The following is a 17,489-nucleotide window of genomic DNA, read 5'->3' on the forward strand; positions in this document are numbered from 1 at the left end:
GATCTCAGCGTGCACAGGCGAATGCGCAACGCGTGTGCAAATGCGGATGCACGCGTCAGTTTGGACAGCCGGCTCGACGCGGGATGCGCCGAAATGAAAGAGTTTTGGCACACGGCCCTACTCACGGTCCGTACATGGTTGAATGCAACAGTTCACGGGATCGGAGGCCGAAGTGGATCTGTCGCTGGCGACGCGCGCGGAGGGCGCGCGCATTGTCGTCGAGGTGGGCGGGGAGATCGACGCGTTCGCCGCGCCGAAGCTCCGCGACAAACTCAACGAGCTGATCGAGACGGGCCACCACCAGCTCGTCGTCGACCTGGAACGAGTGGAGTTCATGGACTCCGCCGCACTCGGCGTCCTGGTCGGCGCGCTCCGCAAGATGGAGTCCCACGACGGCTCGCTGTCCTTGGTCTGTACCCGGGAGCGGCTGCTCAAGATCTTCCGGATCACCCATCTGGACAAGGCTTTCGAGATCCACCCGGACATCGCCTCGGCCATCTGAGGCGTCCGGACCCGATCGCGGGGGATGCGAAAAGGTGTCCCCGCGATCACAATCGGTGAGCTGCCGCCCGCCGGTCGCGGGTATGACGTAGACCACCCTGTCATCAGGTCTGGTAGTTGACCGGTTAGAGTGACCCACCGCGCCAGGCCTTTGGCGCTGTGTCGTAATTCTCAACCCTTCGGTGTGCGGCAGTACGGGGGCCGTTCAGCCCTGAGGGGTTGCCTACAAGGAGGACGGATGTCGTCGCTTGCTGTACAAGCGGTGGATCTTTCGTCGAGCAACACCACGCTGGTCGCCGTTGTCGCAGTGATCGCGATCCTCGCGGTCGCCATCGCTCTGGTGTTCCGTCGTCAGGTGCTTGCCGCGAACGATGGCACCGAGAACATGAAGGTCATCGCCCAGGCGGTTCAGGAAGGCGCTTCAGCCTATCTGTCCCGGCAGTTCAGGACGTTGTCGATCTTCGCCGTGGTGGCGTTCCTGCTGCTGTTCCTGTTGCCTGTGCACAGTGACGGCGACAACGAGACCACGCTGAAGATCTTCCGCTCGGTCTTCTTCCTGATCGGGGCCGGCTTCTCCGCCGCCATCGGCTACCTGGGGATGTGGCTCGCGACCCGCGCCAACGTCCGGGTCGCCGCGGCCGCCCGCGACGAGGGCCGCGAACCCGCCATGCGGGTCGCGTTCCGGACCGGTGGAACCGTCGGCATGGCGACCGTGGGCCTCGGCCTGTTCGGTGCCGCCGTGGTGGTGCTGCTCTTCAAGGGTGACGCCCCGACCGTCCTGGAGGGCTTCGGCTTCGGTGCCGCCATGCTCGCCATGTTCATGCGGGTCGGCGGTGGCATCTTCACCAAGGCCGCCGACGTCGGCGCGGACCTGGTCGGCAAGGTCGAGCAGAACATCCCCGAGGACGACCCGCGCAACGCCGCGACGATCGCCGACAACGTGGGCGACAACGTCGGTGACTGTGCCGGTATGGCCGCCGACCTGTTCGAGTCGTACGCCGTCATGCTGGTCGCCTCGCTGATCCTCGGCAAGGCCGCCTTCGGCGAGCAGGGCCTGGTCTTCCCGCTGATCGTGCCGGCCATCGGCGCCGTCACCGCGGTCATCGGCGTCTTCCTGACCAAGCCGCGGGCCGGCGAGAACGGTCTGCGGACGATCAACCGGGCGTTCTACATCTCGGCGGCGATCTCGGCCGTACTGTGTGCGGTCGCGGCCTTCGCCTACCTGCCGAGCAAGTTCGCCGACCTGACCGGCGCGACCGAGAAGATCGCCGCGCAGGACGGTGACCCCCGGGTCATCGCCACCGTCTCGGTGATCATCGGCATCGTGCTGGCCGCCATCATCCTGGCCCTGACCGGGTACTTCACCGGTACCGAGGACAAGCCTGTCCAGGACGTCGGCCGGACCTCGCTGACCGGTGCTGCCACCGTCATCCTGTCCGGTATCTCGGTCGGCTTCGAGTCCGCCGTCTACACCGGCCTGGTGATCGCCGCTGCTGTCTACGGCGCCTTCCTGGTCGGCGGCTCCGGGGTGCTCGCACTGTTCGCGATCGCACTGGCAGGTGGCGGTCTGCTGACCACCGTCGGCGTCATCGTCGCGATGGACACCTTCGGCCCGGTCTCCGACAACGCGCAGGGCATCGCCGAGATGTCCGGCGACGTGGACGGCGAGGCGGCCCAGATCCTGACCGAGCTGGACGCTGTCGGCAACACCACCAAGGCGATCACCAAGGGCATCGCGATCGCCACCGCGGTGCTCGCGGCGACCGCGCTGTTCGGTTCGTACACGGACTCGATCTACGCCGTTCTGAACGACGCCGGCGACGCCGCGTTCAACACCGACGCGCTGGTCTTCGACCCGTCCACTCTGGTCGGCCTGATCATCGGTGCGGCCGTCGTGTTCATGTTCTCCGGTCTGCTGATCAACGCCGTCGGCCGCGCCGCCGGTGCGGTCGTCTACGAGGTACGTCGCCAGTTCCGCGACATCCCCGGGATCATGGAAGGCACGGGCAAGCCGGAGTACGGCAAGGTCGTCGACATCTGCACCCGTGACTCGCTGCGTGAGCTGGCCACTCCTGGTCTGCTCGCGATCGCGGCCCCGATCGCCGTCGGTTTCGGGCTGGGCGCCTCGGCGCTGGCCGGGTACCTGGCCGGCGCGATCGCCAGCGGCACCCTGATGGCCGTCTTCCTGGCCAACTCCGGTGGCGCCTGGGACAACGCGAAGAAGCTGGTCGAGGACGGCAACCACGGCGGCAAGGGTTCGCCGGCACACGAGGCCACCATCATCGGTGACACCGTGGGCGACCCGTTCAAGGACACCGCCGGCCCGGCCATCAACCCGCTGATCAAGGTGATGAACCTGGTCTCGGTGCTGATCGCTCCGGCCGTCGTCGGGATGTCGTCGATCGGTGAGGACACCAACACGGCGCTGCGGATCATCATCGCGCTGGTCGCGTTCGCGATCATCGTCGCGGCCGTGGTGGTCTCGAAGCGCCGGGAGTCGGTCATCTCCGACACCCCGGCCGAGGCCAACGTCGCCGCCTGACGCAGTACTGAAGTAGTAGCCCGAGAGGCCCGCCGGAGTTCGCTCCGGCGGGCCTCTTGGTTGTTCTGGGATAGACCATCAGCTGGAAGTCACGTCCATTTCCTTCTGGGGCAAGACGTTCGGCCACCGGCCGGCGACTTTGGTCGGATGTGCTGGGTACCGGAGTACGGGATCGTCGGGGTTGGGTCAGGGGGTCAACCGATGGCATCCCCGGTCCGGAGGGCGGCAGAATCCACCTAAGGGTGGACACACCGGATCCGCCCGGGGTCCGATGTGATGACCCGTCCGGGCCTCGATACTGATGTGGACAACCGCCCGCCCATCAACTAACTGGCGCGCCACCGAACGAGGAGTACGGGATGATCGAGGCAAAAGGCCTCACCAAGCGATACGGCGCCACCGTTGCCGTTGACAACCTTTCATTCGAGGTGAAGCCGGGGAAGGTGACCGGCTTCCTCGGCCCGAACGGGGCCGGCAAGTCGACCACCATGCGGATGATCCTGGGCCTGGACACCCCCACCTCCGGCGACGTCCGGATCGACGGCCAGCACTACCGCGACCTCAAGCAGCCGCTGACCAAGATCGGCGCCCTGCTCGATGCCAAGTGGGTGCACCCGAACCGGTCCGCCCGGTCCCACCTGGCCTGGATGGCCGCCTCCAACAAGCTGCCGAAGTCGAGTGTCGACAAGGTGCTGGAGATGGTCGGCCTGACCTCGGTCGCCGGCAAGCGGGCCGGTGCCTTCTCCCTGGGTATGTCGCAGCGGCTCGGCATCGCCGGCGCGCTGCTCGGCGACCCGGAGATCCTGCTCTTCGACGAGCCGGTGAACGGCCTCGACCCGGAGGGCATCGTCTGGATCCGGACCTTCATGCACCGGCTGGCCGACGAGGGCCGGACCGTGCTGGTCTCCAGCCACCTGCTCTCCGAGATGGCGTTGACCGCCGAGGAACTGATCGTCATCGGCCGCGGCCGGCTGATCGCGCAGTCGACCACGAACGAGTTCGTCGACCGGGCCAGCGGCACCACGGTCAAGGTGCGCAGCCCGCAGCTCGACCAGCTGCAGAGCATCCTGCAGCAGCAGAACCTGAAGACCCGGATCGACGACATCGAGGATCAGGGCAAGGTACTGATCGTCGAGTCCGAGGTGACCACCGACTCGATCGGCGAGACCGCCGCGGCCCAGGGCATCGTGCTGCACGAGCTGTCCCTGGTGCGCGGTTCGCTGGAGGCGGCCTTCATGCAGATGACCGGTGACACGGTCGAGTACCACGCGCAGGACGCGATCGCCGCGGTGACCGATGTCAACGCGGTTCCGCCGGTCTCCGGCGCCGAGCTGGCCGCCGGGCCGAAGGAGGACAACTGACATGTCGGTGATTCAAGTCGAGCGGATCAAGCTGTTCTCCACTCGCTCACCGTGGTGGTGCATGATCGTCTCCGCGGTCCTCACCATCGGTCTGGCCGCGCTGACCACTGGCTTCCTCAAGGGCGCCGACGAGCAGCAGGCTTCCATCTTCATCACCCAGCCGGGCGCCCAGCTCAGCCAGATGGTGATGATGGTGATGGCGGCCCTCGCGGTCACCACCGAGTACCGGTTCGGCACCATCCGGACCAGCTTCCTGGCCGTCCCGCAGCGTGCGTCGCTGCTGCTCGGCAAGACCGCCGTGGTCGCCTTCCTGGCCGGCCTCGTCGGCCTGGTCGCCTCCTTCGGCGCCTGGGGCATCGGTTCGCTGCTGGCCGGTTCGGCCGACCTGTCCATCAACACGTCCGCCGAGTGGCGGCTGCTGGCGGGCCAGGGCCTGATCTTCGCGCTGTCGGCGATCATCGCGGTGGCGATCGGCATCATGATCCGGCAGAGCGCCGGCGCGATCGCGATCGCGATCCTGTGGCCGCTGGTGGTCGAGAACCTGTTCGGCCTGATCCCGAAGGTCGGCGACGACATGGCGAAGTACGCGCCGTTCGCCAACGGCAGCTCGTTCCTGAACCAGGGCCAGGACTTCGGCCTGGCCGGTGCGAACGCCGGGGGCAGCGACTTCGCCTTCGGTCCGTGGGGGGCACTGCTCTACTTCGCCGCCTGGGCGATCGGCCTGCTGGTGATCGCGCTGGCGATCGCGAACAAGCGCGACGCCTGATAGACGGCCGCCGGGTGGCTCAGCCGCTCGGCGGTGCGAGGTCCGGCCGGGCTGAGGGGTCCTGGTCGCTACGGCCCGTGGAACATCTGGAAACAGATGTCCCACGGGCCGTTCCCTTTGTTAGCCTGCGGGGCATGACCGATTGGGCGCAGGTGCGCGCGGACGGATTCGCCGTACCTCCTGGTCGTCCGGTGGACGAGCTGGTCGCCGAGCTGTCGACGATGCTGAGGTCGCCGGATCCGCAGATCCGGGACGCGCAGGCGTACTCGACGCTCGCCACCTGGATCGGCAACGGCGTGCTCAGCCGTGACGAGCTGCGCGCGCTCGGGGAGGACATGGTCGGCCGGTTCGCCGACTCGGAGATCCAGGCGCGCACGTTCGCGCCGCTGATCCTCGACTCGATCGTCACGCAGGGCGTCTTCGAGCCGTCCTGGGTGCCGCCGTTCGAGCGCTGGTACGTGGCTGAGGAGGATCTCCGCGGCTTCGACCCCAAGCTCGGGTGGCTGCACGCCGTGGCGCACGGCAGCGACCTCCTGGGGGCGCTGGCACGCGTCCAGGCCGTCGAGCCGGTACAGATGCTCCGATTGGGCATCGGGCGGCTCCTGACCCCCACTGAGTACGTCCTGCGCGATCTTGAGGACGACCGGCTGGGCTTCGCGCTCGCGGTGGCGCTGACCCGCCCTGATCTGACCGAGGAAGACGCCGTCGGCTGGCTGGACCCCGCGATCCGCGCCTTCGGCACCCTCCCGGCCGGCGGCTTTCGCCCCGAACAGTCGAACACCCTCCGCACCCTGCGCGCCGTCTACGTACTGGCCGACCACGGCGTCCGCCTGGACGAGGACCACCCGCACGTCCAGCTCCCGCACCGGGACCAGGTCAAATCCAAACTCCAAGACCTCTTCCGCACCGCCACCCCGTACTACTTCTGACCCCACGGTCCGCCATGACACCGCCCTCCGATCTGATCGCCGGGCGCCGTCGACCTACCCGGCGCCGTCGACCTACCCGGCGCCGTCGACCTACCTGGCGCCATCACCGCGGCCGTCGGCATCACGTCGGTCCGACCACATGACCACCGCGGCGATCCGCGCCAACTACAGCCGCGTCGCCTCGACGTACGCCGGCCAGTGGGCGGAGACCCTCGCAACCCACGGACGAGCCTTGGCCGACCGGCTGCCGCTGGGCGAGATCGGACTGGCTGAAACTGCTGACGCGCAGCCGCCGGCGCGCGACGGTCTTGGCGAGCGGCCGAGGGAAGGCGAGCTGTCCGCTCGGGGCGTCTCCGCCTCCTCGGGCAACGCTGTGGCCGGGGCGACGGGGCCTGGGGATCGGCGGGGGCCTTGGATTGTGGAGGTGGGGTGTGGGCCGGGGTTGGTGTTGTCGCATCTGGCTGGGTTGAACCCTGAGGCCCGGGTCGTGGGGGTTGATGTGACCGAGGAGATGTTGCGGTTGGCTCCGGCGGGGTTCGGGCGGGTGGTTGGGGATGCTCAGGCGTTGCCGTTCGGGGCCGGGGTGGTTGATGCGGTGGTGATGCCGTTCGTGTTGTTTCATCTGCCGGAGCTGTCGGTGGGGCTTTCCGAAGTACGGCGGGTGTTGGTGGCGGGTGGTTCGTTCGGGGCTGTCACCTGGGCGGGGCATGATCCGCATCCGGCGTACGACGTCTGGGTGCGGGTGATCGACGAGTACGGTGCACCGCCGGACCCGTCACCGCAGATGCCTTCGAACGACATCACCTCCGATCCAGCGAAGCTCCAGCTCGCTTTGCAGGCAACAGGTTTCGGCGACATCGAGATCACCGTCGAACGCTTCCGGCACCAGCCGACCGCAGCCGAATTCCTGGCACACTCCCAGGTGATCGGCGCAATGGCCCGCCGCATCGACCAGCTCCCACCCGACCGCCGCACAGCCTGCCTGGTAACCGCGGAGCAGGAGCTGAACTGCTTGGACCCCGACGCTTTCATCGAGTCCGGCACCGTCCTCTACGCAACCGCCAAAGCCACCTGACCACCACCCGGCCCACCCCAACCACGCGGCCCACCCCGGCCACCCCAACCAGGCGGCCCACCCCGGCCACGCGAGCCACCTGCCGCTCACGCACTCCACGCAGCGCCCGCCTGCCCACCGCCCACGCACTCCACCCAGCGCCCCCGCCGCTCGCTGCCCCACTTTGTGCACCACCCAGCCATCTACTCGCGAGTAGAACGCTCACCCCGTGCACAAGGTGCCCTAAGCAACCAAATGACCTCGCGACCAGCCCCAGATCAGCTGGCTCGCGGACCGCCACCACACACCAACTCGGTTCCGGCTAGCCGATGGCTCACGGTCCAGGCGCGACGGGCCCGAAGCCGGCCGGTTGCTGTGTGGTCCCGGTCCGGCCACCAGCTCGGCCGATACGCCGGCAAGCCCGCCATCCTGTACGCCGGTGCGCCCGGCAGATCGGTGAGCCCATAGCCCAGCAGATCGGTGAGCCCATAGCCCAGCAGATCGGTGAGCCCGTAGCCCAGCAGGTCGGTGAGCCGGTCGCTCGGTACGGCCGGTGAACTCGCAGGCCGGTACCCCGGTGCGCCGGTCGCGCGGCAGGTCGGTGAGCGGGTCGTCCAGTACGGCCGGTGAACCCGCCGGCCGGTACCCGGTGCGCCGGTCGCGCGGTAGGTCGGTGAGCGGGTCGTCCAGTACGCCGGTGAACCCGCCGGCCGGTACCCGGTGCGCCGGTCGCCCGGCAGGTCGGTGAGCCGGTCGTCCAGTACGCCGGTGAGTCCCGCCGGCCGGTATGTCGTTGAGCCGATCTGGCAGGTACGTCGGTGAGTCGAGCTGGCGTGGGCAGCTCCGGTCGCTGGATGCCTTGGCGTCGGGCGGGTGTGGAGCGCCGTCGCACACCAGCTTGATGCCGGGCGGTGGGGTAGGCACGGCCCAAGCGTGGAGTGTGAGGGGCCGGTCGGGTTGGTGTGGTGGTTCGGGTGCCAGGTCGGCCGGTTCGCGGGCGATCCGTTGGCTGGGACGGCCGGTAGGCCGTCGTCCGGTGCGGCAGTTGGGGACTGTCGCCTGGTACGTGGGGAGACGGGGCGGCGACCCGTTGACCCAGTCACCGGGCGCGCTGGCTCTGCTCGCCGTCCAGGCGGAGCGGGCGAAGACGACCGCCTCCGAGACCCAGGTGGGCCAGATCATCGTGCCGCTGTGGGTGAACGGTCGAGGTTGCTGGCTGGTCGTCGGCCGGAGGGAGAACCTTCTGGCGGACGACCAGAGTCATTGGCTGCGTCTGACCAGCTTGCCGGTATCGGCTGAGACTGTTGCCCGGGCGGCTGGCTGACCGCCGCGCTGGAGTACCGACTGAACGTCGGTCGAAGGTGCTTCTGACCGGCCCGTCGAGTACCGGCTGACCATCAGCTGAGGCTGCTGTCCGATCACCCTTGCTGGGGCCGAAACCCGACCACCCCTGCCGGGGCTGTTGCTTGATCGCCCCGGCAGGGGTGGAGGCAGAACGCCGTGGGGTTACTGGAAGGTGGCGGTTGCGGTCAGGACGGGGAACGTGACCCTGCCTGAGGCCGGAGTGGCGCCGGGGTCGGTGGCGGCGAATGACAGGACGCTGTTCGCGGTCAGCTGGACGACCTTCGTGGTGGCTGGGACCGGGATCGCGATCACGTCAACGTCCATGGTGTCCGGGACCGGTGGGATCGCGACGCCGTCGGCCGTGAGCTTCAGGAACGGGGCCACCCAGGTGGTTTTGTAGAGGATGTAGTTGTAGTCCAGCTTCGAGTCGATCTGGAGCCGGAACCAGGCCTTGCCGGCCGGCGCCCAGCCGTGGTCCGGATCCCAGGGGGCCAGCGCCGCCTTCTTGAGTGAGAGGAAGTAGGTGCTCTTGTAGTACTCGCCTACGTTCCGGACGGTGGGCGGGAACGATTTGCCCAGGTCGACGGAGACACCGGTTCGGTAGTACGCCGCCGCGACATCGGTCGTCGTGCGCTCGCCGGTGGTGAGCGAGAGCTTCTGGACGACGCCGCCGTTGGTCGCTGTCAGCGTCAGGTCGGAGGTGTCCTTCGGAACCGAGACGAGCAAGGTCCGCTCGGCGGCGGACGCTTCGGACCCGACGCCGGGGAGCACCTCGACCGGGCGTTGTTCATCGCCGACCGTGACGGTCCACTTGGTCAAGGCGGACTTGGCAGTGGCCGCGTTGACCGCCGAGGCACCGTCCAGCGGGTCGAGGGTCGGGGTGGTGCCGAACACGGCGACGACGAACTTCTCGCCGCTGGCGGGCGCCTTGACCTCCGTGCCGCTGCCGACCGTCTCCGGGGTCGCGAGGCCCTTGAGGGTGAGGGTGCCGTCAGGGACCACGATCTTGCCGGTGGCTGGCTTCAGTTCGAGTTTCTCGCTCTTGTCGCTGACCGTGGTCAGTCCGGCCTGGGCAGCCGGTGCGGCCGGCGCGGCGAGCGCATCCGCGTTGTCGTCCGCCTTCTTGTCGTCCGGTCGCCAGAAGGCGCTGTTGTCCGGCCGCAGCTGGGACTTCTGCCACTGGTCGGAATCGGCCGGCTCGAAGCCTGGCTTGTCACCGCCGGTCGTCTGGATCGCGAGCACGTCCCACACCTGGCGCTCGGGAGTGCCGAGCCGGCGGAGCGGGCCACAGGCCAGCGTGCCGAGCGATTGCTTGCCATCGGCACCGGTCACGAAGTAGCAGCGGGCCGAGGGGTCGATGTTCTTGTTGGACTCGGCGTCGACCTGCTTGTGCCAGTCGGCCTCGGTGGTGGTCAGGAAGGCCGAGGCGGTCTTCTTCTCGACCGTTCCGCCGCCGGTCTCCAGACCTGACGCCCCGCAGCCGGCCACGACCACCAGCCCTGCGGCCAGGGCGACACCCACTCGCGTCTTCATCGCGTTTCCCCTCGTTCGACGAGCATTGACTTGCTGACCTCCGACACCTGAAATCCTGCCAGTTCACAGGGCCGCCGGACCGGACGATCGCGAACCTGTGGATAACTCGCAGGCGCGATGGCGAAGGCCTGCGAGGATAGCCACATGAGCGAGCAAGAGCTGGGAGCGGGTCTGGTCGACCGGCTGCGCGGTGCCTTCGAGGCGGCGGCGTACACGGTGGAAGGCGTTGCGGCGCGGCTGGGCGCCTTGGCCAACAATGCATTGGGCCGCAATGAAACCACGCTCGCCTTCCAGCGGACGGCCGCCGGCGACCAGCTTGACACGCTGATCAGGCTGTTCCTGCTGCAACGCGCCGCGCCCAGAGAGCTTGTGGAGAAAGCATTTCCGGGCGATGTATCCGAACTGCTTGCCCTAGGCATCTTGCGTGAGGCCGGCCATCAACTCGCGGCAGCCCTCGACGTCCGCCCGTACGCCGAGGACGACCGGCACTGGTGGGTGATCGCCGATCTCACGCCGGGGCTGGACGGCAGGCGTGAGCCGATGCGGCCGGATTACGTGCTGGGCATCGCGCCGGCCAGCCTGAGCCTGGTCAAGCTGACCGTGCCGATCAAGGCGGAGAAGGCCCTCGACGTCGGTACCGGCTGCGGCATCCAGGCGCTCCATCTGGCCGACCGGATCGGCCACATCGTTGCCACTGACGTCAATCCGCGCGCCCTCCAGCTGACTCGCTGGACCGCGGCGCTCAACCGGGTCGACCTCGACGTCCGCGACGGCAGCCTCTACGAGCCGGTCGCGGGCGAGCAGTTCGACTTGATCGTCAGCAACCCGCCGTACGTGATCGCACCTCCCGCGGCCGACGCGCGGCTGACCTATCGCGAGACAGGGTTCGCGGGAGACTCCGTCGTCGAGCAGTTGGTTCGGCAAGCTCCACAACAGCTGACGGAAGGCGGCTGGTGTCAGTTGCTCGCCAACTGGACCTGCGTTCGCGGTCAGGACTGGCGGGAGCGCATAGCGAGTTGGACCGGCGACAGGTCCAGCTGGGCGGTGCAACGTGAGCAACTTGACCCAGCGGAGTACGTCGAGCTGTGGCTGCGCGATGCGGGTCTGCAGGGGCGTCCGGAGTACACGAGCCGGTACGACGCTTGGCTGCGGTGGCTTGACGAGCAACAGGTCGAGGCGATCGGGATGGGCTGGATCAACCTGCACAACGTGGCGGGCAATACGGAGGCCGAGGAGTGGCCGTACGAGATCGAGCAGCCGATCGGTCCGCATGTGCTCGACCGGTTCGAGCGGATCGAAGGACTGCCGGCGGACCTGACCGGGCTGTACCTGACCATGGCCGACGACATCGTGCAGGAGACGGCCGGTCAGCCGGGCGCCGAGGATCCGGCGACGATCGTGCTACGCCGGCAACGCGGGATGCGGCGAGCCGAGCAGGTGGACACCGTCCTGGCCGGGTTCGTGGGTGCTTGCGACGGCGACCTCAGCGTCGGGCAGATCCTGGACGCCCTCGCGAGCCTGCTGGAGCGCGACGACCTGCACGCCGACTATTTGCCGAAGATCGCCGGCCTGATCACCGAGGGCTTCCTGCGTTACTAGTCGGTTCGTAAACCTTCGCTCACGGACAGCGGTCAATAGGTAGCATTCAGTCACCATTTGCTGACGGAGGGCGCTTGCCGATGACCATCGATCTGCGGCCGGTCCGGACCGAACTCGCGGGCAGCGTGCTGGTGATGACGATCGATCGCCCGACCGCTCGCAATGCTGTCGATCGCGCGGTTGCCAAGGCGCTCAGCGCGGCGCTCGACTACCTCGAGAGCCATTCGGAACTCACCGCGGGAGTGCTTACCGGCGCCGGTGGACATTTCTGCGCCGGGACGGACCTCAAGGCCTTTCCCACCGAGGGAATCCCGGTCGTCGGCGAGCTAGGACTGGCCGGCCTCACGCGCCGGCCGCTGACCAAGCCGTTGATCGCCGCGGTCGAGGGGTATGCCGTGGCCGGCGGGTTCGAGCTCGCCCTGGCCTGCGACCTGATCGTGGCTGGTGAGTCGGCGAAGTTCGGGTTGCCCGAGGTCCAGCGTGGTCTGATCGCCGGCGAAGGTGGTGCGATCCGGTTGCCTCAGCGATTGCCGTACCACCTCGCCATGGAGTTGTTGCTCACCGGCGACCCGATGCCGGCCGCAACCGCAGCCACCCATGGCTTGGTCAACCGGCTGGTCCCCGATGGCGCGGCGCTCACCACCGCGATGACGCTTGCCGCCCGGATCAGCCGCAATGCCCCGCTCGCCCTCGCCGCGGTCAAGCAGATCGTCCGCGCGGTCACCGAAGACGCGGCGTACGCGATGCAGGATCCCTTGTATCACAGGGTTTCCAGCTCGGAGGACGCGCAAGAGGGAGCATTGGCGTTCGGTGAAAAACGCCCGCCCCGATGGCAAGGCCGCTAGCTCAACCCGGTGCGGCGGTGGCGTTTTTCTTCGTACATGCGGCGGTCGGCGACGGTGAGGAGGTCGCCGACCGAGGTGCCGTCGGTACTGCTTGCTTGGCCGATGCTGAGGCGGAGCATGGCGAACCAGGGTTGGGCAGCGCCGCGGGCCACCAGGTCTGCGGCGGCCTTGATCCGTTCGACAAGCTCGCCGGCGCCGCGGTCGTCGGGGTTGTCGAGCACGACGACGAATTCGTCGCCACCCGCTCGCGCGACCACGTCCTCGGCCCGACACTGCTCGGTCAGGAGTTGGGCGACGCGGCGTAGTACCTCGTCGCCGCAGGCATGCCCATGACTGTCGTTGATGACCTTCAGGTTGTCGACGTCGATCGCGAGCACCGCGACCGAGCGCCCCGAGTCGAGGGCCGCGCTCATCCGCTCGTCGAGTGCGCGACGGTTGCCCACGCCGGTCAACGGATCCTCGCGCGCTGCCCGCCACTCGGCGTCGTGCCTGATGGAGAGCTCATGCGTCGCCAGCGCGCTGCGTACGGCGTACAGGCCGCGCAACCGTTCAGCCCACCAGCCGCGCGTGATCGCTCGCGCGTACTGCAGACCAGACGACGCCCCGTCATCCCCGGAGTCAGCAACGATCCGTACTGCGGTATGCCGGACAAGCGCCTCGACGGGCGGATCCGAAGTCGGTGGGAGATCGGTCCCGGCCCGCTCGGCGGCCTCCATCGCCTCGTCGAGCCGGCCCATCGACGCGTACGCCTGCGCCAGATAGGCACCCGCGATCGCGGCCGGCTCGGGCGAACCCAGCTTGGCCAGTTGATCGCGACAGTCCTTGAGGATGACCGCGGCCTCGGCCGGATCCGCCTCGAAATCGCTGGCCGCGAGCCACATCCGCCCGGCGATCGGCCAGTAGCCGATGAGGTTGGCGCCGATGATCGCCTCGTTCGCCGCTGCTGCCCAGTGCTTGGCCGCCTGGCGCCGGCGCAGGATCTCCGGCTCGTACGCCGGATCGCCCAGCCGCTCCATCTCGTGCGCCCAGCGAAGGTTGGACTCGGCCAGGTTCAGCCGGTTGATCGCGGGCGACTCGGGCAGCCCGAGCGGATCCACCCCGGCAGCGGCAGCGAACTCGAAATGCGGGATGCACAGCTCGAACAACCGCAGCAGGTCATAGGCATAACCCAGCCCGGTATGCGCCCAACTCGCGAGCCCCGGGTCCTTCGTCCTGGCCAGGGCGTTCTCCGCCGCGACCAGGTCGGCCACCGAGTCGCCGCCTTCGCCGGTGCGTAGCAAGGTGACGATCCGCACGGCCAGCGCATTGGCCTCCCAGCCTGGCTCCTCGATCGCGCGGGACACCCGGATGCAGCCGTCGACGGCGTCCAGTGCGGTCTCGGCGTCGGCGGTGTAGTGGGCGGCGATGGCGCGAACGTACTCCGCGGCCGCGCGCTCACTACTCGGGTCCGGGCCGAGCTCGGTGAGCAGCAGGCGGATGTCGGTAGCAGCTCCGGCGGGGTTGCCCGACTGGGCCCGCGTCATCGCAGCCGCGATCCGCGCGGTCACCCCCGACGTCTCCCGCACCCAACCTCCCCCTCGTGTCGCACTCTGGCTATCTGGAACGGCGCTTGTCCTCGTACAGCCGGCTGTCCGCCATCGGGATCAGCAGCTCGACGGGCACACCTTCCGCGGTCGCGGCGTACCCGATGCTCAGGCCCAGTCTGCTGAGCCACGGCTTGGCCGTCGTGGCGGCCACCAGGGCCACCGCGGCACGGATCCGCTCGGCCAGCTGGGCGCCGCCCTTGGCGTCCGGCTGGTCCAGTACCACGAAGAACTCGTCTCCTCCCGATCGAATCACGGCATCGGTGGCACGCGCCTGTTCTACCAGCAGATTTGCCACAAGTTGCAATAACTCGTCCCCACGGGCGTGCCCGAAGGTGTCGTTCACGACCTTGAGGTCGTCCACATCGATGGCCAGCAAGGTCACCGCGCGCTGCGAGTCGCGGGCCGCGGTCAGCCGCTCGTCCATGGCGCGGCGGTTGCCGATCCCGGTCAGCGCGTCCTGCCGCGCGGCGTGCCACTCGGCATCGTGGCGGGCCGAGAGGTCATGCGCCACCAGAGCCTGTCGTACTGCGTTAAGCCCACGCTGGCGCTCTTTCCACCAAGCGCGAGCGACCGACCGGGCGTAGTCGAGCGCCGCCTCCGCGCCGCGTTCACCGAGCTGGACCGCAAGCTCGGACCGGGTTTGCAGTACAAGCAGCTCGGTCGACGGATCGGACAGCGGAATCAGGTCCTCGATGGCGCGATCGGCCGCGATCCGCGCCTGCTCCCAGTCGCCTTGCTCGGCGAAAGCCCTTGCCAGGTAGGTACTTGCGATCGCCAGCCGCTCGGTCTCGCCGAGCTTGCTGATGTCGTCGCGGCACTGCGCGAGCTCCTTGATCGCCTCGCCGGGGTCGGTCGAGGTGGCGGCCGCGGCCAGCCAGAGCCGCGCGCTCAACCGCCAGAACTCCTGGCTCTCGTCCGCGACGATCACCGTCTCCGCCTTGCGGGCCCAGTGCGCGGCCGAGGCGAGCCGCTCGTCGATCTCGGACCGGTACGACGGGTCGCCGAGGCGCTCGAGTTCGTGCGCCCAGCGCAGTTGGGTCTCGGCCAGGTTGAGCCGGTCGATCGCCGGTGACTCGGGCAGTGGAAGCGCGTCGTCCTCGATCCCGGCGGCGATCTCGTAGTGCGGCACGCAGAGCTCGAACAGCCGCAGTACGTCGTACGCGTAGCCGAGCCCGGTGTGGCCCCAGCCGCGAAGACCCGGATGGGTGGTGCGCTCCAACGCGTGCTCGGCGGCGACCAGGTCGTTGATCGTGTCGCCACCGCGACCGCTCCGGGCCAGCGTGATGATCCGGATCGCCAGCGCGTTGGCCTCCCAGCCCGGCTCGTCGATCGCCCGCGCGATGGCGAGGCACTCGTCGACCGCCGCGAGGGACTCGTCGGCGTCGCTGGCGTGATGCGCGGTCACCCCGCGCACGTACTCCGCCGCGGCGAGGTCATAACTCGGTACGCCGGCGAGCTCGGCGCGGATGGCGTTGATCTGGGCGGCAGCGACGACATGCCCGCCGGACTGGGCAAGCGTCATCACTCCCGCGATCCGTGCGGACAACCGCCCCGCCTCCATCGCCCGCCTCCCCTTGTCGTCACCCACCGTCCAGGTGAGACCGCCCATTGTGGCGGCGCAGGGGGCCGCTGTCACGACCTGGCAGATTCCGGACAGCCCGCTCTGGCAGGTCCGACGTTGTACTACGCCCCGCTCCGACCTCGACGAGCGCTCGGCCGTCGCACTCTTGGCACCGCCCCACCGACTCGTCGTGCTCAGGACCTCGGACGATCGCCGCGCCCAGCGGGCTGCCGGTGCGTCCGACACCAGGGTCAGCGTCGGCGCACCCGGCGCAGTGGTTGCGCGGCGGGCGCCGGCACACGAGTCAGCGCCTCGTGGGCGTCCATTTCGTCCGGCACAGCGGGGCGCGCGGCTCGCCTTCACCAAGCGGCGACGGAGGAGCCGCGCACCGGGGAGGGTGGGAGCGGTCGGAACTGGAGCGACGTAGGAGCGGAACTGGAGATCGCGTGGGGGCTTTTCAGCCGGCGACTTGCTGGGTTTCGGCTGCTGCGTGGAGTTGGACGGGGAGGGATTCGACGCCGTAGACGATGGAGAAGTCGCGGAAGCGGAGTTGGTCTTCGGAGACTGCTAGGCGGAGGTTGGGGAAGCGGTTGGCGAGCGCGAGGAAGGCTGCGCGGAGCTCCATCCGGGCCAGTTCGGCGCCTACGCAGCGGTGCATGCCGTGGCCGAAGGCCAGGTGGGCGGCGGGGGCGCGGCGGGGCCAGAAGTCCTCCGCGTTGGTGCCGAAGACAGCCTTGTCGCGGTCGGCGCCGGACAGGGAGACGGCGACCAGGTCGCCCTTCTTGACCTGCTGGCCGAACAGTTCCTGGTCGTGCTTGGCGAACCGGGGGAAGGCGACCTGGACGACCGTCAGGTACCGCAGGAGCTCCTCGACGATCGCGTCGACCGATTCCGGCTCGGTCCGGAGCCGGGCGAAGATCTCCGGGTCGCGGAGCAGTACCAGGGTGCCGAGGGCGAGCATGCTGGCCGACGTCTCGTAGCCGCCGAGGAAGACGCCGTCAGCGAGCCCACCGAGCTCGATGTCGTCGATCCCGTCGCCGTGCTCGCGGATGATCGAGCCGATCAGGCCGTCGCCGGGGTCCTTGCGCTGCTTGCCGACGATCTCGAAGAGGAACTCGCGCGACTCGCTGGCCGAGCCGAAGACGCCGATCCCGCCGCCGGACAGGTCGAACCGGGCCGGGCCGAGCGCCCGGAAGCGATCGCGGTCCTGCTCCTCGACGCCGAGCAGGTCGGCGATCAGCAGGAACGGCACGTTGAAGGCGAAGTCGGTGACGATGTCGACCACCGGGCCCTTGGCCTCCATCAGGTCGAGCTGATCGTTGACGATCTTCTCGATCATCGGCTCCAGCCGGGCCAGCCGCCGCTTGGTGAACTCGGGCGTGAGCAGCTTGCGCAGCCGGGTGTGGTCCGGCGGGTCGGTGAAGCCCAGGCCGCCGATGCCCTCGGACGGCTTGTTCGGGTCGGAGCCGATCATCGGGCGGATGTCGTTGCTGAAGTTGACGGAGTCGGCGAGCACGACCTTGGCCTCGGCGTGGCCGGAGACCATCCAGACGTTCAGGCCGAACAGGTTGGCGAGCTTGTGCATCGGCTCGATCTCGCGGATCGCGGCCATTTCGGGCACTGGGTCGAGGCCGACCCGGCGCAGCGGCATCGAGACCTGGCGCGGGAACACCCGCATCTTGGACAAGTTCAGACCACCCTTGCGAGTGGTTCGGCTCAAGACTCGGCTGCCGACCCATCTCTTCAGGTATGTCGCAACCATGACTCCCACGCGCCCTCTCTGAACCACTGCCCCCGACGGCTTTCGTCTACTTCGAAAGTAGTCGTACCGGGGACCAGATCTGATGGTGTTGGCACCACTTTCGCGG

Annotated in this window: 14 protein-coding genes; 9 read left to right on the plus strand and 5 right to left on the minus strand. The window is 68.6% G+C overall.

The window, feature by feature from the left end; genetic code table 11:
• Positions 1 to 142 precede the first annotated feature (142 nt).
• The 6 genes from OHA70_RS14880 (at position 143) to OHA70_RS14905 (ending at position 7,174) form a co-directional block, all read left to right on the plus strand.
• On the plus strand, positions 143 to 502 hold the full coding sequence (locus OHA70_RS14880; protein WP_442913888.1) for an STAS domain-containing protein: 360 nt from the start codon (positions 143 to 145) through the stop codon (positions 500 to 502).
• A 237-nt stretch (positions 503 to 739) separates the two neighbouring features.
• Positions 740 to 3,043 (plus strand): sodium-translocating pyrophosphatase, encoded by a 2,304-nt coding sequence (locus OHA70_RS14885; RefSeq protein WP_328332797.1) that lies wholly within the window; start codon positions 740 to 742, stop codon positions 3,041 to 3,043.
• A 359-nt stretch (positions 3,044 to 3,402) separates the two neighbouring features.
• Positions 3,403 to 4,404 carry an ABC transporter ATP-binding protein gene (locus tag OHA70_RS14890; protein ID WP_328332799.1) on the plus strand — a complete coding sequence of 334 codons (1,002 nt, stop codon included), beginning with the start codon at positions 3,403 to 3,405 and terminating at the stop codon, positions 4,402 to 4,404.
• Between the two features lies 1 nt (position 4,405).
• Positions 4,406 to 5,170 carry an ABC transporter permease gene (locus OHA70_RS14895; protein ID WP_328332801.1) on the plus strand — a complete coding sequence of 255 codons (765 nt, stop codon included), beginning with the start codon at positions 4,406 to 4,408 and terminating at the stop codon, positions 5,168 to 5,170.
• Between the two features lie 134 nt (positions 5,171 to 5,304).
• Positions 5,305 to 6,099, plus strand: coding sequence for a DUF2785 domain-containing protein (locus OHA70_RS14900; RefSeq protein ID WP_328332803.1), 795 nt, complete (start codon positions 5,305 to 5,307; stop codon positions 6,097 to 6,099).
• A 139-nt stretch (positions 6,100 to 6,238) separates the two neighbouring features.
• Entirely contained in the window at positions 6,239 to 7,174 is a 936-nt protein-coding gene (locus OHA70_RS14905) for a class I SAM-dependent methyltransferase (RefSeq protein WP_328332805.1), read from the plus strand.
• Between the two features lie 257 nt (positions 7,175 to 7,431).
• Here the strand turns inward: OHA70_RS14905 and OHA70_RS14910 are convergent, their stop codons facing one another.
• Entirely contained in the window at positions 7,432 to 8,256 is an 825-nt protein-coding gene (locus OHA70_RS14910) for a hypothetical protein (protein ID WP_328332807.1), read from the minus strand.
• Here OHA70_RS14910 and OHA70_RS14915 point away from each other — a divergent pair.
• Entirely contained in the window at positions 8,244 to 8,477 is a 234-nt protein-coding gene (locus OHA70_RS14915) for a hypothetical protein (RefSeq protein WP_328332808.1), read from the plus strand. The two genes, OHA70_RS14910 and OHA70_RS14915, sit on opposite strands and share 13 nt — an antisense overlap.
• 182 nt (positions 8,478 to 8,659) lie before the next feature.
• Here the strand turns inward: OHA70_RS14915 and OHA70_RS14920 are convergent, their stop codons facing one another.
• A complete protein-coding gene (locus OHA70_RS14920; RefSeq protein ID WP_328332810.1) occupies positions 8,660 to 10,030 on the minus strand; it encodes a hypothetical protein in 1,371 nt (456 codons plus the stop codon).
• A gap of 144 nt (positions 10,031 to 10,174) precedes the next feature.
• Here OHA70_RS14920 and OHA70_RS14925 point away from each other — a divergent pair, with 144 nt between their 5' ends.
• Positions 10,175 to 11,629, plus strand: coding sequence for a class I SAM-dependent methyltransferase (locus OHA70_RS14925; RefSeq protein ID WP_328332812.1), 1,455 nt, complete (start codon positions 10,175 to 10,177; stop codon positions 11,627 to 11,629).
• A gap of 80 nt (positions 11,630 to 11,709) precedes the next feature.
• Positions 11,710 to 12,474 (plus strand): crotonase/enoyl-CoA hydratase family protein, encoded by a 765-nt coding sequence (locus OHA70_RS14930; RefSeq protein WP_328332814.1) that lies wholly within the window; start codon positions 11,710 to 11,712, stop codon positions 12,472 to 12,474.
• Here the strand turns inward: OHA70_RS14930 and OHA70_RS14935 are convergent.
• The 3 genes from OHA70_RS14935 to OHA70_RS14945 all read right to left on the minus strand — a co-directional run bounded on the left by OHA70_RS14935 (position 12,471) and on the right by OHA70_RS14945 (position 17,299).
• On the minus strand, positions 12,471 to 14,039 hold the full coding sequence (locus OHA70_RS14935) for a GGDEF domain-containing protein (protein WP_328332816.1): 1,569 nt from the start codon (positions 14,037 to 14,039) through the stop codon (positions 12,471 to 12,473). The genes OHA70_RS14930 and OHA70_RS14935 overlap by 4 nt on opposite strands.
• Before the next feature lie 28 nt (positions 14,040 to 14,067).
• On the minus strand, positions 14,068 to 15,867 hold the full coding sequence (locus tag OHA70_RS14940) for a GGDEF domain-containing protein (protein WP_328332818.1): 1,800 nt from the start codon (positions 15,865 to 15,867) through the stop codon (positions 14,068 to 14,070).
• 211 nt (positions 15,868 to 16,078) lie between these two features.
• Positions 16,079 to 17,299, minus strand: a complete 1,221-nt coding sequence (locus OHA70_RS14945; RefSeq protein WP_328332820.1) for a cytochrome P450 — start codon at positions 17,297 to 17,299, stop codon at positions 16,079 to 16,081.
• Positions 17,300 to 17,489 lie beyond the last annotated feature (190 nt).

This window comes from Kribbella sp. NBC_00382 (assembly GCF_036067295.1).
In the GTDB taxonomy this organism is placed as follows: domain Bacteria; phylum Actinomycetota; class Actinomycetes; order Propionibacteriales; family Kribbellaceae; genus Kribbella.

Excerpts from the sequence above, each read along its gene's own strand:
- OHA70_RS14880 (WP_442913888.1), top strand. The coding sequence starts at position 143 with ATGCAACAGTTCACGGGATCGGAGGCCGAAGTGGATCTGTCGCTGGCG.
- OHA70_RS14885 (WP_328332797.1), top strand. The coding sequence starts at position 740 with ATGTCGTCGCTTGCTGTACAAGCGGTGGATCTTTCGTCGAGCAACACC.
- OHA70_RS14890 (WP_328332799.1), top strand. The coding sequence starts at position 3,403 with ATGATCGAGGCAAAAGGCCTCACCAAGCGATACGGCGCCACCGTTGCC.
- OHA70_RS14895 (WP_328332801.1), top strand. The coding sequence starts at position 4,406 with ATGTCGGTGATTCAAGTCGAGCGGATCAAGCTGTTCTCCACTCGCTCA.
- OHA70_RS14900 (WP_328332803.1), top strand. The coding sequence starts at position 5,305 with ATGACCGATTGGGCGCAGGTGCGCGCGGACGGATTCGCCGTACCTCCT.
- OHA70_RS14905 (WP_328332805.1), top strand. The coding sequence starts at position 6,239 with ATGACCACCGCGGCGATCCGCGCCAACTACAGCCGCGTCGCCTCGACG.
- OHA70_RS14920 (WP_328332810.1), bottom strand. The coding sequence starts at position 10,030 with ATGAAGACGCGAGTGGGTGTCGCCCTGGCCGCAGGGCTGGTGGTCGTG.
- OHA70_RS14925 (WP_328332812.1), top strand. The coding sequence starts at position 10,175 with ATGAGCGAGCAAGAGCTGGGAGCGGGTCTGGTCGACCGGCTGCGCGGT.
- OHA70_RS14930 (WP_328332814.1), top strand. The coding sequence starts at position 11,710 with ATGACCATCGATCTGCGGCCGGTCCGGACCGAACTCGCGGGCAGCGTG.
- OHA70_RS14945 (WP_328332820.1), bottom strand. The coding sequence starts at position 17,299 with ATGCGGGTGTTCCCGCGCCAGGTCTCGATGCCGCTGCGCCGGGTCGGC.